We start from the raw sequence: 15,444 nt of genomic DNA, 5'->3' as shown, positions 1-15,444 counted from the left end.
TAGCGGAAAACCTGACCAGCGCGGCGCCCCGACGGGGTCCGCCGCGCCGGTAACGCCCCGTGGACCGTACGTGCCTGCTGCACGGTCCGCCACGGATGCATCACGGGACCAGAGGAAACCAAGGGGACGGCGAAAGGTTCATGCGGCGCATCGGCATACTTGGCGGCAGCTTCAACCCGGTGCATGCGGGGCATCTGCGTCTGGCCATCGAAGTGGCCGAGGCGCTGCGGCCAGACCGTATCGACCTTGTGCCGTGCGCCGTGCCCCCCCACAAGGACGGACACGACCTCTTGCCCTTCGGCCTGCGCCTGTCCCTGCTGCGCGCCGCCGTGCGGCCCTTTGCCGCACTGGCCGTGAACGCGCTGGAAGCCGGACGCACCGGCCCCTCGTACACCTGGGACACCCTGCACGCCTACCGCGCCGCCGAACCAAGCGCCGCGCCGTTCTTCATCCTGGGCGGTGAGGATTTCGAGATGCTGCCCCACTGGCACCGGGGAGTGGAGTTGCCGCGCATCGCCGACTTCGTGGTGGTGCCCCGCGCGGGCAGCGGGCCGGAAGCCTTTCGCGCGGCCCTGGCCACGCACTGGCCCGACGCCGCCGCGTTGCCGGCCTGTCCTCCGGGTCAGGCCCATCCGCCCCATTCGCCCCATTCGCCGCATCAGGCAGACACGCCGGGCATGGAACGCCACCTGTTGCCCGGCGGCCCCTACGGCGATACCACCCTGACCTTCCTGCCCCTGCCCCGGCTGGACATCAGCGCATCACTGCTGCGCGGCAAATGGCTGCGCGGTGCGGACATCCGCCTGCTGGTGCCCGACGACGTGGACACCCTGCTGCGCGCCCACGTTGACGAAGTGCGCCGCTGCTGGGCACACGCCGCCCCGGATACCCTTGCCACGCCCGCGCCGCACGGCTCCGGATCGCACTGTTTCTGCCCTCACTGTTCCGACAAGGACACCCCATGCGAATGACCGCCCCCAAGGCCGTGCGCGACAACATCGCGCGGTCCCGCGCCTATCTGGCGCGCGGCTACCTGACACGCGCCCTGGAGGCCATGGAAAAGGCCTTGCACGCGTACGAAGGCACCCTGCTCATCGGGCAGGCGCGCTTTGAAACGGAAGTGCACATCCATGAATTCGTCAACGATCTCAATAGAAATCACGTCATTCAAAAGTTCTTCGAAAAGCGCAAGGTGCTTTCCGGCCCGTACGTGGCTTACGCGCCCGGCGACGAACTGCCCCTGGCCGAGCGCCTGGAATCCATCCGGCACGCCATGCTGGAGGACGAACGCGCCCGTGCGGCCGAACAGGCCCAGAAGGTGCTGATGCGCAAGATGGAACTGACCGGCAACGGCCAGTCCCGGTTGGACGCGGGCGACCTGCCGCGCGGGCGGGCCTTGTTGCGCCGTGTGGCCGACGAGTGGGGGCACGAACCGGGGGTGCTTACCGACATCGGGCAGCGCTTCCTGCGGGCCCGGCTGTTCTACGAAGCGGCGGAACTGTTCGAATCGGCGCTGGAACGCTTTGCCGGAGAGGCCCCGGCTTACTCCGGCGCGGTGGCCGCCTACCTGGAACTGCGCGAATACCCCAAGGCGGAAATCGTGTACCTGCGCGCGTTGCGCCAGTTCGGTTCGCACCCGCGCACCATGCTGAACCTGGCCAAGCTGTACATGGAATGGCGCAAGCGCGACAAGGCGTACGAATACGCCAACCGCGCGTGGCAGGCCGATCCTTCGCTGACCGAGGCGCGGGAACTGCTGTCCCGCCTGGTACGCTGACGGAAGGAAGGAAACCGCTGCCCTGCTGACGCGGTGACGCGCTGACGAAAAAAGGCGGGCAGCGCCGCACGCCATCCCGCCAACTATCCATCCGCCACATGCCGACGGTCCGCCCTGCCCCATCTGCGGACCTTGCGCGCCGTCCCGATCACCGCCCCACGCCCGGCGCTACCAAGGGGCCGTCGCCATTCCCGCTCGCCGCCCCCGTCAGGAATCACCGACAGGACCGCCACGGGGTTCATCTCAGTGGGTCTCGGTTTCCGCGCCCTTTCCGGCCATCTCTTCCCCCGTCACCCGCCGCACCGCCGCGAACACCGCATCGGGCGCGATGCCCGTCATGCAGCGCCCGGAATGGGCGCAACGCCTGCTGCCGTGCAGCGAACAGGGGCGACAGGCATCCCCGGTTTCCAGCACCACGTCGCGCGGGCCTTCCGGATAGAAGCCCCATTCGCGGGTGGTGGGGCCGAACAGCGCCACCACCGGGGTGTCCACCCCGGCGGCAAGGTGCATGGGGCCGGAATCACCGGTCACCAGCACGTCGGCGGCGGCCAGCAGCGCGCAGGTTTCGCGCAGGTCCGTGCGGTCGGTAAAGTCCGCAGCCAGCCCGCCAGCCAAGCGGGTCTGCTCCACAAATCCGGAAAGCGGCGTGGCCTCGTCGTCCCCAGCTTCAGCAACAGCATTTCCCTTTCCGCCGGATCGCCCCACCACAAACCACGCATACCCGGCTGCGGAAAGATGCCCGGCCAGATCGCGCCAGGCATCGGGCAGCCAGGCCTTGTCCGGATGCGTGGAATAGGGATGCAGGGCCACCAGCGGGCGGAGCGGCGCGGAGGCACCTCCCGATACGCCGCCCGATGCTCCACCTGACGCGCCGTCCGGCGTCCCAATCGGCGTTCCCGCAGGCAACAGCCCAGCTTCGCGCAACAGGGCCAGGCCCCGCTCGCGCTCCGCGTCGTCCAGCAGGATGCGCGGCAGCAGCGCGGAACGCGGCGGTGGCGCTTCCTGTATCGCCAAGGTGTAGCGCTGCGTCACGTTACTGGCCCGCAACCGCTCGCGGAACAGCCGTCCGCCGGACCGCAGGAACAGACGCCGTTCCAGCGAAAACTTGGGGTAGCGACGCACCGTACCGGGCCACAGCGCCCCCAGCAGTCGCGAGCGCAAGGTGCCGTGCAGGTCCAGCAGGCCCGCGCCGGGCAGCGTGGCCGCAAGGCTCCGCACCAGGCCGGGCAACGCGGCGGGGCGCAAATCGCGCGGGTCCATCGAGGCCACCCGGTCAACGGCGGGATGGTTGCGGAATACCGGAGCCCACTGTGGCCGCGTCAGCACCACGAAGCGCCAGCCACGGGTGCGGTGCAGCCACAGCAGCACCCCCGTGGTCAGCACCACGTCGCCCAGCGCGCTCAGGCGCACCACCAGCCATGTCTTGGGCAGGGCCATCCGTTCTCCGCCAGGTATCCGGCGCGGTTGCATGGTCACCGAGGTACGGGTATAGCGCTCACCACTGAACGCAGGAGCACCGTTACCGTTTCCTTCGAGTCGTATTTCAGGTATCGATAGGGTTTGCATCACCCCTGCGGCACAACCGCAGGGCCGGTGCGGCACAGCACTACCAGCAGCGGCGCGGAAAGAAAAGCGCCACGTTCCGCCGCCTGCCGCCCCCGGCACGCGCCACCGGCAGCAACGCGCTGCGGCAGGCTTTATCACGGCACCCTGCGATGCGCGGTGCTAGACTGGTGCCCATTCCGCCGCACGGCAGACACCCATGGACAGCCTTCGGGCAAACTCCAGGCAACCAATGAACGCCATTCCCCCCCACGCCCTTTCCTCGCTGCTGCGCAGCCCGCCCGTGCGACGGCTGTGGCTGCTGCTGATACTGGCGTGCGGGGTGTTCACCCTGTTCCTGCTGCATGCGGTGCATACCTTCTGGGAAACGGCGGAAACATACCGCCGCAGCCACCTGCGCGAAATGGTGCTGCTGGCTCGCAACCAGGTGCAGCCGGTGCTGGACGAACTTGCCGCCGGTGCCTATGGCCGCGACCATGCCCTGGTGCTGGTCCGCGAGCGGGTGCGCACCATGATCTTCAACGATACCCGTGGTCCCAACTACATTTTCATGAGCGGCTACGATGGCACCGTGCTGGTCCAGCCCTACGAACCGCAGATGGAGGGCCGCAGCGGCCTTGGCCTGCGCGACGCGGACGGCGTGGCCATCATCGTCGAACTCATCAGGACCGCGCAGGCGAACCCCGACGGCGGCTACTTCTCGTACCGCTACACACCGCCCAGCGGCAGCGCGCCGGAAGAAAAACTGTCGTTCGTGCTGCCCATCCCCGAACTGGCCTGCTACATCGGCACCGGCTCGTACCTTGGCGACGTGCACGCGGGAGAACGCCGCTACATCCTGGCCACGGCGGTCCTGGGCGTGTCCGTGTTCGTGCTGCTGGGGCTTACCTTCGTCACCGCGCTGGGCGCCCTTGCCCGGCGCGGCGCGGAACTGGAGCGCGAGGTGGAGGAACGCAAGGCCACCGAGCAGCGGCTGGCTGCGGCGGAACTGAAGTACCGAACCATCTTCCACACCGCGCAGGAAGGCATCGCGGTCATCCAGGACGGGCTGCTGCGCTTCGTCAACCCGCGCATCGGCGAGATTCTGCGCCGCCCCGTGCAGGAACTGGTGGGAACCCCGTTTACCGACTACCTGCACCCCGCCGACCGGCCCGTGGCCCGGGACAGGTACATACGCCGCCTGAGCGGCGAGCCGCTGGGCACCTATCCCCCGGTGCGCATCTGCGTGCCCGAGGGCGAACGCTGGGTGTTCGGCACCGGGGTGCTGCTGGAATGGGACGGCCGACCGGCGGTGCTGGTGATGCTGACCGACATCACCGACCTGAAGGAGGCCGAACAGGCCCTGCACGCGCGCGAGCAACAGTTCCGCGCGGTGCTTACCCAGGCCCCCTTCGCCATGGCCCTGCTGCACCCGGACGGCACCCTGCGCGAGGCCAATGCCGAGTGGCTGGCCCTGCACGGCCTTGCGGAGGCCACGGGCAACCCCGCCGTGTACACCCTGGACCAGGACCGCTACGTGCTGCACGCCCGGCTGCACGGGCTGGCCCAGGCCGCCCTGGCGGGCGAGCCCATCGTCACCGAACCGCTGGAATTTCCGCCCGGCGCCACGCCAGACGGCACCACCCGCTGGATGGCCCTGCGCCTGTACCCCGTGGCCGGCGCGCCGGGCACGCCCGATGCCGTGGCCTTCATCCTGCACGACCTGACGGTGCTCATGGAGTCCGAACGCGAGCGGCAGGCCCTGCTGGCCGACCTTTCGCGCGCCAATCGCGCCTTGTCCCGCGCCCAGCGCCACCTGAAGGGGGTGCTGGACGCCATGCCCTCGGCCATCGTGGTGGCCGACGCCGCCGACAGGGTGGTGCTGTGGAACCCGGCTGCGGAGCGACGCTTCGGCGTCGCGGCACCGTCCGCCCATGGCCGCCCGCTGGCGGAAATCGCCCCGGAACTGATCCGCCACCTGCCCAGGCTGCACGCGGCACGGCGCGGGGGCATGGCCACGCCGCCGGAACGGGTGGCCACCCCGGCCGAGCTGCCTACGGGCGTTCAGCCGGGCGCCCTGACCGGTGTGTCCCGCCGGGTGGAAGACGTTACCGCCATTCCGCTGGAGACCGGCGAAGAGATGTGGGGCATCCTGCGCCTGGATGACGTGAGCGAGCGTGCCGCCATGGAAGACCTGATGGTGCAGGCCGAAAAGATGGCTTCGGTGGGGAGCCTTGCGGCGGGCATGGCTCACGAGATCAACAACCCCCTGGGAGGGATACTCCAAGGGGTGCAGAACCTGCGCCGCCGCCTGCTGGACGAACTGCCCGCCAACCGCGCGGCGGCGGAAGGACAAGGCGTGGACTTTGGCCGCATCGCCGCCTATGCCGAGGCACGCCGCATCGGCGGGCTGCTGGACGGCATCCGCGAATCCGGCGAACGCGCGGCGCGCATCGTGGCCAACATGCTCACCTTCAGCCGCCGCAGCGACCCTTCCCGCGTGCCGGTGCAGATCAACGAACTGCTGGAACGCACCCTTGAACTGGCCGTCACCGACTACAGCCTGGCCCGCAACTACGACTTCAAGCGCATTGCCGTGGTGCGCCGCTACGACCCGCAGTTGCCGCCGGTACGCTGTTCCGCCAGCGAGATGGAGCAGGTGTTCCTGAACCTGTTCAAGAACGCGGCCCAGGCGCTGGCGCTGCGCGACGACGGGCCGCCGCCGGTACTGACCCTGACCACCGCCGCCGAGGCGGCGCACGTACGCATCGAGGTAGGCGACAACGGCCCCGGCATGTCCCCGGAACTGCGCCGCCGCGCCTTCGAGCCGTTCTTCACCACGCGCGAGGCGGGCGCGGGCACCGGACTTGGCCTTTCCGTGGCCTACTTCATCGTGGTCACCAACCACAAGGGCTCCATCACCATAGAGGAAGCGCCGGAAGGCGGCGCGGTGTTCGTGGTGCGCCTGCCCCTGGCCTGATTCTGCCGCACTCCCTCCATATCCGGGGCTGTTCCGTGTCCGGTCATGTCTGACCGGCCCTGACTGGTCCGACCAAAGCCCGACGCCCGGCCGAACTTCCCGCCGGTACGCCCTGCCCTCCTCCACGCCCCTGTGGCTTCCTTCTTTGCCTGTTCCTGCACCGCCACGGCCCGCACGGCAGTACTCCTGCGGCAGTACCCATACGGCAATGCCAGGCCCGCGCCGGGGCTTCTGCAAATCGTCACACATCCGTCACCGCCGTCACGGGCGCATTCATGCTAACTATCCGCACAGAGACTAACCCGGCGCCGCGCGGTGTCACGCAACCGTCACCGCGCCTCCAGGGGCGCACGGCCAGCGGGCGACACACTCACCAGCCCGCGTCAAGCTGTGCCAGGTCGCGCGTTCCACGCCGCCATGCAGCCACGTGCCGCATGGTCCTCACGCACCGTCCCCGGGTCCGGAACCCGGGCACGGCGCAACGCATCGACCATTACGCACCATGTCCGGCACGTATCCGGCGCCGTGCCGGACAACGTGTCCGACAACGTATCCGGGGGGATACATGCAACATACCTGGCTGGAGCCGTTTCTGGAAATGCTTGGCCGCAGGCGCGACGATCCTGGCCATGCACCGCACCCGGACGGTCTGGCACCGGACGGCCTGCATGCCACGCACACGTCGCCGGTCTTCACGCTTATCGAAGTCCCCGACGCCGCCCCCGGCGCCCCGGCGGCCTTCCCGACCGTCCCCGATGCCGCGGGCCACGCGCATTCCGGCCACGCCACCGAAGCCTCGGTGCGCGACATGGTGGCCCGGCACGAGGCGCTGCACATGCTGCTGGTGCGCATGGTGGACCACGTGCTGGTGCGCGACCTGTACGGAGAGGAGATCACCGCAGGCATCGAATCGCTGCTGGTGGAAGGATTGTGGGCGGCGGTGCCCGGCCTGAGCGGCCAGCCCGCGTCGGCGCATCATCTGCTGCCGCTGGAGTCCGGAGAATTCCTGGTGTTCTGGCCGGAACCGGCCACCCGCCCGCAGCGCCTGGCTGATGCCGCCTTCACCATGAAGCTGAAATTGCAGCACCACCTGAAGGATTCCGTGCTGCGCTGGACCGGGCGCGAGGTGAACATAGGCGTGGGCTGCGCCACCTACCGCCGCCGACCCGACGCGGAGCCGCGCCAGGAATTCTTTCAGGCCGTGCGCGAGGCGCGCACCATGGCCCGCAAGGAACTGGACCTGTCCGACCTGCGCCTTGCGCGCGACTTCAAGGCCGTGTTGCAGGACAACGCCATCCGCACCCTGTACCAGCCCATCGTGCGCTTTCCCACAGGGCGCATCATGGCCTGGGAGGCCCTGAGCCGCGGCCCGGTGGACACGCCCTTCCACTCGCCCATGATGCTGTTCGACATCGCGGAGGAACTGGGCATGCTCTTCGCGCTGGAACGCATCTGCCGCGAGCGGGCCATTGCCTGCGCGGGCACCCTGGCCCCGGACCAGAAGCTGTTCCTGAACATCCACCCGCGCACCCTCACCGACCCAGGCTTCACCCCCGGCAGCACGCTGGAGGCGGTGCGGGCCATGGGGCTTGCGCCGGAGAACATCGTCTTCGAGATCACCGAACGGCATTCCATCCGCGATTTCGGGGTGTTCTACAAGACGCTGTCGCACTACCGGGGGCAGGGGTTCAAGGTGGCCATCGACGATGCGGGCACCGGCTATTCCGGCCTTGCCACCATTGCCGAACTGAAGCCCGACTTCATCAAGATCGACATGTCGCTCATCCGCAACATCAACCGCGACCCGGTGCGCCGCGCGCTGATGGAAACCCTGGTCAGCTTTGCCGAAAAAATCGGCTCGCGGGTCATCGCGGAAGGCATCGAAACCCGCGAGGAAGCGGCCACGCTGATGGCCATCGGCGCGCACTACGGCCAGGGCTACTACCTGGGCCGCCCCGACTACCCCAAGCAGGAAACCCACGTGGACATCGGCGAACTGCGCCCCACGGCGCAGCTGCCCAGCGTGGGCAGCCTGGCCTGTTCCATGCCCGTGGGCGAACTGGCGGAGCAGGCGCACACCGTGCCGCCCACCACGCTGGCGGGCGAGGTCCGCAAGCTTTTCGAAACCTCCGATCCGTTGACCAGCATCGCCGTGACGGACGAGCGCGGCAAGCCGCTGGGGCTGATCATGGACTATCACCTCAACCGGCAGCTTTCGGCGCAATATGGCGTGGCGCTGTACTTCAAGCGGCCTGTTTCCGCCGTCATGGACACCAAGCCGCTGGTGATGGAGGAAACCACCCCCGTGGAGGACGCCGCCCGCCTGGCCATGTCGCGCAGCCGGTTGCAGGCCTACGACGACATCATGATTACCCGTGCCGGGGTGCTGACGGGCACCGTCTCCGTGCAGCGGCTGCTGCACAAGCTGGCCCAGGTGCAGGTGGAACTGGCCAAGGGCATCAATCCCCTCACCGGGCTGCCGGGCAACGTCTCGCTGGAAAAGGAACTGGAAACGCGCCTGGCCGGGGGGCAGCCCTTTTCGCTGCTGTACGCGGACCTGGACAACTTCAAGAGCTACAACGACACCTACGGCTTCAAGAACGGCGACAGGATCATCCTGCTGCTGGCCAAGGTGCTGTCATGGGCGGTGCAGCGGCACGGGGCCAAGGGCGACTACGTGGCGCACATCGGCGGTGACGACTTCGTGTGCATCACCTCGCCCCGCCATGCCGAACGGGTGTGCCGGGCGGCCACGCGCTGCTTCGGGCGGCTGGTGCGCGGCTGCTACTGCGGAGAGGACATCGCGCGCGGCTGGATCACGGCGCGCGGGCGCGACGGCATGGAGCGGCGCTTTCCGTTCGTTTCCGTCTCGCTGGCGGTGCTGGACTGCCACGAGCGCAGCAACCTGCACGAAATCGGCGAGCGCGCCGCCCACGTGAAGCATCTGGCCAAGGCCATCCCCGGCAACGCCTACGTGCTGGAATGCGGGGTGTGCCAGATGCGCGCCCTGCACTGAGTTCACGCGGCAGTCCCGCCCACATGCGACGGCCCACACACGACGGCCCCCCCACGGTGCAACGCGGGGGGGCTTGTCCGTCCGGCGGGTGCACGCGGGCACGGAGCCCACAGGAGGAGCGCACGGCTCCGTGCTTTCGGACGAATGTGGCGCCGCCCGTCATGCCGGGCGGGCCAGGCATGACGGACGGTTGCGTGTTTAGAAATGCCCCTTCCAATCGCTCGGGGGCCGTTTGCCGAATTAGGGCAGCATCCAGCCGATTACGTAGGCCTGCAAGGTCACCAGCACGCAGATCACCAGGGTCATGGCAATGCTGTGCCCAAGCGCGAAGCGGAACAGCGCCCCTTCCTGGCCCACGGTATGGGTGGAGGCCGTGGCCACCGAGATGGACTGCGGCGAGATCATCTTGCCGGTCACGCCCCCGGTGGCGTTGGCGGCCACGGTCAGGTACGGGTCCACGCCCACGGCGCGGGCCGTGGCCTGCTGCATGCTGCCGAAGAGCGCGTTGGACGAGGTGTTGGAGCCGGTCAGGAACACGCCCAGCCACCCCATGATGGGTGCGAAGAACGGGAACAGCGCGCCGGTGTGGGTGAAGGCGATGCCGAGGGTCGAGCTCATGCCCGAATAGTTCATCAGCTGGGCAAGCCCGAGGATGAGCATGATGGTCAGCACCGGGAAGCGCAGCTGGTAGCAGGTACGCCAGAAGCAGCCGATGGCCCGCTTCATGTCGTAGCCGGTGCCGGACCGGGACATGACAGGCACGGAAAGCAGCCCCGCCAGCAGGATGGCGGTGCCCCCGGCCGACAGCAGGTTGAAGGTGTACTTGGCCGCATAGGGTGCATCCTTGGCCACGATGGGCGCGGTCTTGGCGATGGCGCCGTGCAGCCCCGGCCATTCGATGGCCTGGATGAACACCTTGTTCAGTCCGGCCTTCACGCCGTCCAGCCCCCAGAAGAACACGAACACCGCCAGGATGGCATACGGCGCCCAGGCCCGCAGGATCTCGCCGGTGGTGTGGTGGGCGCTGGCCGCCGCGCTGGCGGGCTGTTCGTCGGCAAAGTGCCAGGTGCTGGCGGGCTTCCAGAAGCGCAGCAGCACCAGCAGGCCGATGATGGTCACGATGGCCGCCATGACGTCGGGCAGCGTGGGACCGTGCAGTTCGGCGAACAGGAACTGCGTGCCGCTGAAGCACACGCTGGCCACCACGATGGCGGGCAGCACCTCCATGGACCGGCGGAAACCGCACATGACCACGGTCATCCACAGCGGCACCACCAGCGCGAACACCGGCAGTTGCCGCCCCACGTACTGGCTGAGCAGGGCAACATCCAGGCCGCTGACCTGGCTGGCCACGATGACCGGGATACCCAGCGCCCCGAAGGCCACTGGCGCGGTGTTGGCCACCAGGCAGATACCCCCGGCGTACACCGGGCTGAAGCCAAGCCCCATGAGCATGGCCGCCGTGATGGCCACCGGCGTGCCGAAGCCCGCCGTACCTTCCAGAAACGCCCCGAAGGCAAAGGCGATGAACAGGGCCTGCAACCGCCGGTCGTCGGTGAGCCGGGCCAGCGAGCCCTTGATGATCTCGAACTCGCCCGATTCCACGGTCATGTTGTACAGCCACACGGCCGTCAGCACGATCCAGATGATCGGGAACAGCCCCATGGCCATGCCGTACAGCGTGGCGTTGACGGCAAGGCCCACGGGCATGCCCCACACGCCCACGGCGGCGCACAGCGCACCAACCAGCCCCAGCGCGGCGGCCGTGTGGCCCTTGGCCCGTCGGACGGCCAGCATGTAGAAGAGTATCGCCAGCGGCAGCATGGCCACGCAGGCCGAGGCGGCGATGTTGGAAAACGGATCGTACTGCTGCACCCAGTTCATGAATGCCCCCTGTGGTTTGATGTGCATGGCATGAACGCGCGCACCCTGCGTGCAACGCGCCCAGCCGTATCGTGCCTGGTCCGGCCACATTCCCGCCGCGCGATGCGGCGGCGGAAACGGCACCGTGGCCGCTTGAACCTTGCAGCTTCTGCTGTTAGCCAAGGGGTCTGGCAGTTGTGAAATGAATTGTCTTCATGAACCCCAGTCGGAAATGGAATGGTCATGCACCTCAGGGTATTGCGCTGCTTTGTCGAGGTGGTTCGGGCGGGAGGATTTTCCGCCGCGGCGCAGGCCGTGTGCGCCACACAGTCCACGGTCAGCAAGGCCGTGCGCGGGCTGGAGGAGGACTGCGGGGCCATCCTGCTGCAGCGAACCCCTGCGGGGGTGACCCTGACGGCGGCGGGCGAGGTGGCCTACCGCCGCGCACTGGCCATGCTGGCCGAAAAGGAAGCGCTGGACGCAGAGATGGACGACCTGCGCAACGTGCGCCGGGGCACGCTGCGCTTCGGCGTACCGCCGGTGGGCAGCACCCTGCTGTTCGCCCGGCAGTTCGCCGAATACCGCCGCCGCTATCCGGGCGTGCGCATAGAACTGCGCGAAAAGGGCTGCTACGCGCTTGAAGAGGACGTGCTGCGCGGCGAACTGGAAATGGCCCTGGCCCTGTTGCCCGTCTCCGACCAGTTCGAGGTGTCGCCCCTGTGCGACGAGCCGCTCATGGCCCTGCTGCCGCAGGGTCACCCCATGCAGGGCTGCGCAACCTTGCGTCTGCGCGACCTGGATGGCAGCGCGTTCATCCAGTTCGAGCAGGGCTTCGCGCTCAACGCGCGCATCCGCGAGCGTTGCCTGAAACAGGGAGTGTGCCTGGACGAAACCCTGTGCAGCGGCCAGATACCCTTCATCATCAGCCTGGTATCCGCCGGGCTTGGCGTGGCGCTGGTACCGCGCCTGATGCTGACGGAACCGATGCCGCACGGCATTCACCAGGCCCTGCTGAACGACGACGAACTGCGTTGGCGCGCGGTGCTCGCCTGGCGCAAGGGGCACAGCCTGTCCCCGGCGGCGGCGGCGTGGCTGGAACTGATGCACGAAATGCCGCCGCGCATCCCCGGTGGGGGCGACCACCGCCAAACGGCGGCGGACGCGCCGGGCGTACCCGGTGACGGGCCAGCGGAAACGGCAAGGGGAGAAGCAGGGGACGAAAAAGCCCCGCCGGTCAGGGCGGGGCGACAATGCACGGCAGGCAGGACCCGAGGGCGAAAGCGCTGATCAGCGTTCCTGCATGCCCTGCGCCACGCGCACCAGTTGGGCGGCGTCGAGAATCAGCGATATGCCGCCCTCTGCGTCCACGCTGGACCCGGCAATCCAGGCGGCGCGGCGGCAAGGCCCGCCCAGGCGCTTGATGACCGCCTGTTCCAGTCCGGCCACGCCGTCCACGGCAAAGCCCACCGGCTGGCCGTCCACGTTGGCGATGATGACCCGTTCGTAGGCGGGCTGCGCGCCCGGCACGTCCAGAAAGCGGCGCAGGCTGAGGCAGGGTACCAGCCGCTCGCGGTATTCGATGAGGCCCAGCGTGGCGGCCTCGCCGTCCACGAAGCGCTCCAGGCACGCCTGCACCTGGGTCAACGGCAGGATGAACGTTTCGTCACCCACGCGCACCCGCAGGCCGTCGATGATGGCCAGGGTAAGGGGAATGCGCAGCCGCCAGGCCGTGCCCTCGCCCCGCCGGGTGACCACGTCCACGCTGCCGCGCAGTGACCCCAGTGCCGTGCTGACCACGTCCAGCCCCACCCCGCGCCCGGAAAGGTCGGAAACGCCGCTGGCCGTGCTGAAGCCGGGCAGAAACAGCAGTTGCAGCAGTTCCGCCTCGCCGGGGTCGGCGTCCGGTGCCAGCAGCCCGCGCGCCACGCCCACGGCGCGCAGTTTGTCCAGGTCTATGCCCGCGCCGTCATCGGACACGGTGACCAGCACCTCGCCCCCCGCATGGACGGCGGACAGGCGCAATACCGCCTCGGCGGGCTTGCCTGCCGCCAGGCGCACGTCGGCATGTTCCACGCCGTGGTCCATGGCGTTGCGCACCAGATGCAGCAGCGGGTCGCGCAGGTGGTCGATGACGGTCTTGTCCAACTCCGTCTCGCCCCCCTCGGCCACGAAGCGCACGTCCTTGCCCAGCCGGGCCGCCAGGTCGCGCACCAGCCGCCGGAAGGCGTGGAAGGTGGCGTCCAGCGGCACCATGCGCACCGACATGGTGCTGTCGCGCAGGGATTCGGTCAGCCGTTCCAGGCCTTCGGCCAGTTCGCGCAGACGCGGGTCGTCATGGTCGGTGGCGATGCGTGAAAGGCGCGCCTGCAGGATGACCAGTTCGCCCACGTTGTCCAGCAGGCGGTCCACCTTGGCGCTGTCCACGCGCAGGCTGGTGGTGGCACCTTCGTCGCCGCCGGGGCGCGGGATGCCCGCCGGGGCGGCGTCGTCACCGACCGGGGGCGCACATTCCGGCACGGGCCAGGGCGCGGACACGACGGCAGACATGCCCACGGATACCGACGGAACGGCCCCACCGAGTTCACTGATTCCATTGATTCCATTGATTCCAACTGGGGCGCCCTGCCCGCGCACCGCCCGCAGGGCCTCGTCGCCCGCCCCGGCGGCAGCCAGCAGCCCGGCCGCATCGGCAACACGCCCCTGTGCCGCGATGCGGCACAAGAGTTCCGGCGAGGGCAGCAGACGCTCCTCGCCCAACGCCTCCACGTCCAGTCCGGCTTCGTCCATCAGCGCGGCGAACGGCTCGCGGACCATGGCCACCGGGTGTTCCGTGACCAGCACGGCGTCCCAGCGCAGGTGCACCGCTTCCGCGTCCAGCCCGTCCAGTCCGGGCACGGCTTCGCAGTGGGGCCAGACATGCAGGGGGCCAAGCCCGTGCAAGCCATCCAGCAACCGGGAAGGGTCCAGCCCCCGGCGCAGCGCGCCGGGCGACGGGATATAGCGCAGCCAGTACACCCGGGGTTCGCGGGGAGAGTCGTCGGAAACCGAGGACGATTCCGGGGCCGTGTGTCCGGACGGCGCAAGGATGATCCTCGGGGCCGCCGTGGGGTAAACGTGCGGCGACGCGTTGGACGACGTGTCCGCCAGCACGGCGGCATCGTCAGCCAGCGCACCACCGGTGAGGGGAACGGCCCAACGCGCCGCCAGCCCGCCGATGCGGTCCAGCAGTTCACGCTCGCGCGCGGCAACGCGGTCCGCATCGGCGGAATCTTCCGCCATGCCCGGCGGCGGGGCCTGCGGTGGCGCAAGGGCCGATGCGCCCCGGTCCAGCAGTTCCTGCAAATGATCCTTGGCGTCCAGGCCAAGGGCCAGCAATTCTGACGTAGCCGGAACCCCGGCCTTGCGCACGCTGTCGAACAGGTCTTCCACCACGTGGGTGAAGCGGGCCACGGCGTCGAAACCGAACATGGCGCCAGTGCCCTTCAGGGTGTGCAACGCGCGGAACACCCGTGCCATCAGCGCGGCATCGCCGGGGTGCGATTCCAGTTCCAGCAGCGCTTCCTCGAGGTCGATGAGCAGGTCGCGCGCTTCCTCGGTGAACACGCGCCGCGCGGTGCCGCCGGGGTTCATGCGCCACCTCCCCCGAAGCGGACGGGGGTGCCCGGCGCGGCATCGGCAGGGACAGAGCGCGCCTGTGACTGCCCATCGGCAGGGGAAAGAGACGGGGTCCGGGGCAGGGGCTGGGGCAGGGGCCGGGGCAGGGGCTGGGACGGGGGTTGCGCCGCAATCGCAGCCGGGGCGCCCGCCGGTTCCTCGTCGTCGAACAGGCGGTCGGCGTCCAGCAGCAGCACGTGCCGCCCCCCGTGGCGGAATATTCCGGCCAGCACGTCGGCGGGCACGGGGGTTCCCATGCGCGGCGGGGGTTCCACGGCGACGGCGTCGATTTCGATGACCTCGCGCACGGCGTCGGCCAGCGCGCCCACCAGGGTGATGCCGCCGCCAGCATCGGGGGGCGTGGGCGCCTCCACGATGACGATGCGCGAATGCACGGTGCGCTCCACGCTGCCCATGCCGAGGCGGGTGCGCAAATCCACTACCGGCACGGCAGCCCCGCGCAGGTTCACCACACCACGCACGTGGGCAGGCATGCGGGGAATGCGCGTCAGATCGCCGAAGTCCAGCACCTCGCGCACCACGCCGACGTCCAGGGCGAAGCGCTCGTCACCCAGGGTAAGGGCCAGCAGCCTGCGCACGGGCGCCATGGGA

General features: G+C 69.1%; 9 protein-coding genes. 5 read left to right on the top strand and 4 right to left on the bottom strand.

Annotated elements, in window-relative coordinates; all coding sequences use genetic code 11:
* Positions 1-140: 140 nt before the first annotated feature.
* Both nadD and ABWO17_RS09855 read left to right on the top strand, forming a co-directional pair.
* Positions 141-971, top strand: coding sequence for a nicotinate (nicotinamide) nucleotide adenylyltransferase (nadD, locus tag ABWO17_RS09860; protein ID WP_353118045.1), 831 nt, complete (start codon positions 141-143; stop codon positions 969-971).
* Positions 962-1,777, top strand: coding sequence for a tetratricopeptide repeat protein (locus tag ABWO17_RS09855; protein ID WP_353118043.1), 816 nt, complete (start codon positions 962-964; stop codon positions 1,775-1,777). The genes nadD and ABWO17_RS09855 overlap by 10 nt, the downstream gene beginning before the upstream one ends.
* A gap of 243 nt (positions 1,778-2,020) precedes the next feature.
* Here ABWO17_RS09855 and ABWO17_RS09850 read toward each other — a convergent pair whose 3' ends face one another.
* On the bottom strand, positions 2,021-3,214 hold the full coding sequence (locus tag ABWO17_RS09850) for a glycosyltransferase family 9 protein (RefSeq protein ID WP_353118041.1): 1,194 nt from the start codon (positions 3,212-3,214) through the stop codon (positions 2,021-2,023).
* A 358-nt stretch (positions 3,215-3,572) separates the two neighbouring features.
* Here ABWO17_RS09850 and ABWO17_RS09845 point away from each other — a divergent pair, with 358 nt between their 5' ends.
* Positions 3,573-6,299 carry a PAS domain S-box protein gene (locus ABWO17_RS09845; RefSeq protein WP_353118039.1) on the top strand — a complete coding sequence of 909 codons (2,727 nt, stop codon included), beginning with the start codon at positions 3,573-3,575 and terminating at the stop codon, positions 6,297-6,299.
* A gap of 565 nt (positions 6,300-6,864) precedes the next feature.
* The gene (locus ABWO17_RS09840; protein WP_353118037.1) at positions 6,865-9,315 is read left to right on the top strand and encodes a GGDEF domain-containing protein; all 2,451 of its coding nucleotides are present in this window, start codon (positions 6,865-6,867) and stop codon (positions 9,313-9,315) included.
* A 240-nt stretch (positions 9,316-9,555) separates the two neighbouring features.
* Here ABWO17_RS09840 and ABWO17_RS09835 read toward each other — a convergent pair whose 3' ends face one another.
* Positions 9,556-11,199 carry an L-lactate permease gene (locus tag ABWO17_RS09835; protein ID WP_353118035.1) on the bottom strand — a complete coding sequence of 548 codons (1,644 nt, stop codon included), beginning with the start codon at positions 11,197-11,199 and terminating at the stop codon, positions 9,556-9,558.
* 216 nt (positions 11,200-11,415) lie between these two features.
* Here ABWO17_RS09835 and ABWO17_RS09830 point away from each other — a divergent pair, with 216 nt between their 5' ends.
* On the top strand, positions 11,416-12,465 hold the full coding sequence (locus ABWO17_RS09830) for a LysR family transcriptional regulator (RefSeq protein ID WP_353118034.1): 1,050 nt from the start codon (positions 11,416-11,418) through the stop codon (positions 12,463-12,465).
* Here ABWO17_RS09830 and ABWO17_RS09825 read toward each other — a convergent pair whose 3' ends face one another.
* Both ABWO17_RS09825 and ABWO17_RS09820 read right to left on the bottom strand, forming a co-directional pair.
* A complete protein-coding gene (locus ABWO17_RS09825) occupies positions 12,466-14,808 on the bottom strand; it encodes a chemotaxis protein CheA (protein WP_353118033.1) in 2,343 nt (780 codons plus the stop codon).
* Entirely contained in the window at positions 14,805-15,440 is a 636-nt protein-coding gene (locus ABWO17_RS09820; protein ID WP_353118032.1) for a chemotaxis protein CheW, read from the bottom strand. The genes ABWO17_RS09825 and ABWO17_RS09820 overlap by 4 nt, the downstream gene beginning before the upstream one ends.
* Positions 15,441-15,444: the final 4 nt, after the last annotated feature.

The organism is Nitratidesulfovibrio sp., from assembly GCF_040373385.1.
Lineage (GTDB): Bacteria > Desulfobacterota > Desulfovibrionia > Desulfovibrionales > Desulfovibrionaceae > Cupidesulfovibrio.
The sequence above is the reverse complement of the archived record's forward strand: the minus strand, read 5'-3'. Positions and strand labels throughout refer to the sequence as shown.

Bases quoted from the DNA above. Each gene is read 5' to 3' on its own strand.
- ABWO17_RS09840 (WP_353118037.1), top strand. From the start codon at position 6,865: ATGCAACATACCTGGCTGGAGCCGTTTCTGGAAATGCTTGGCCGCAGG.
- ABWO17_RS09845 (WP_353118039.1), top strand. From the start codon at position 3,573: ATGAACGCCATTCCCCCCCACGCCCTTTCCTCGCTGCTGCGCAGCCCG.
- ABWO17_RS09825 (WP_353118033.1), bottom strand. From the start codon at position 14,808: ATGAACCCCGGCGGCACCGCGCGGCGCGTGTTCACCGAGGAAGCGCGC.
- nadD (WP_353118045.1), top strand. From the start codon at position 141: ATGCGGCGCATCGGCATACTTGGCGGCAGCTTCAACCCGGTGCATGCG.
- ABWO17_RS09850 (WP_353118041.1), bottom strand. From the start codon at position 3,214: ATGGCCCTGCCCAAGACATGGCTGGTGGTGCGCCTGAGCGCGCTGGGC.
- ABWO17_RS09820 (WP_353118032.1), bottom strand. From the start codon at position 15,440: ATGGCGCCCGTGCGCAGGCTGCTGGCCCTTACCCTGGGTGACGAGCGC.
- ABWO17_RS09830 (WP_353118034.1), top strand. From the start codon at position 11,416: ATGGTCATGCACCTCAGGGTATTGCGCTGCTTTGTCGAGGTGGTTCGG.
- ABWO17_RS09835 (WP_353118035.1), bottom strand. From the start codon at position 11,199: ATGAACTGGGTGCAGCAGTACGATCCGTTTTCCAACATCGCCGCCTCG.
- ABWO17_RS09855 (WP_353118043.1), top strand. From the start codon at position 962: ATGCGAATGACCGCCCCCAAGGCCGTGCGCGACAACATCGCGCGGTCC.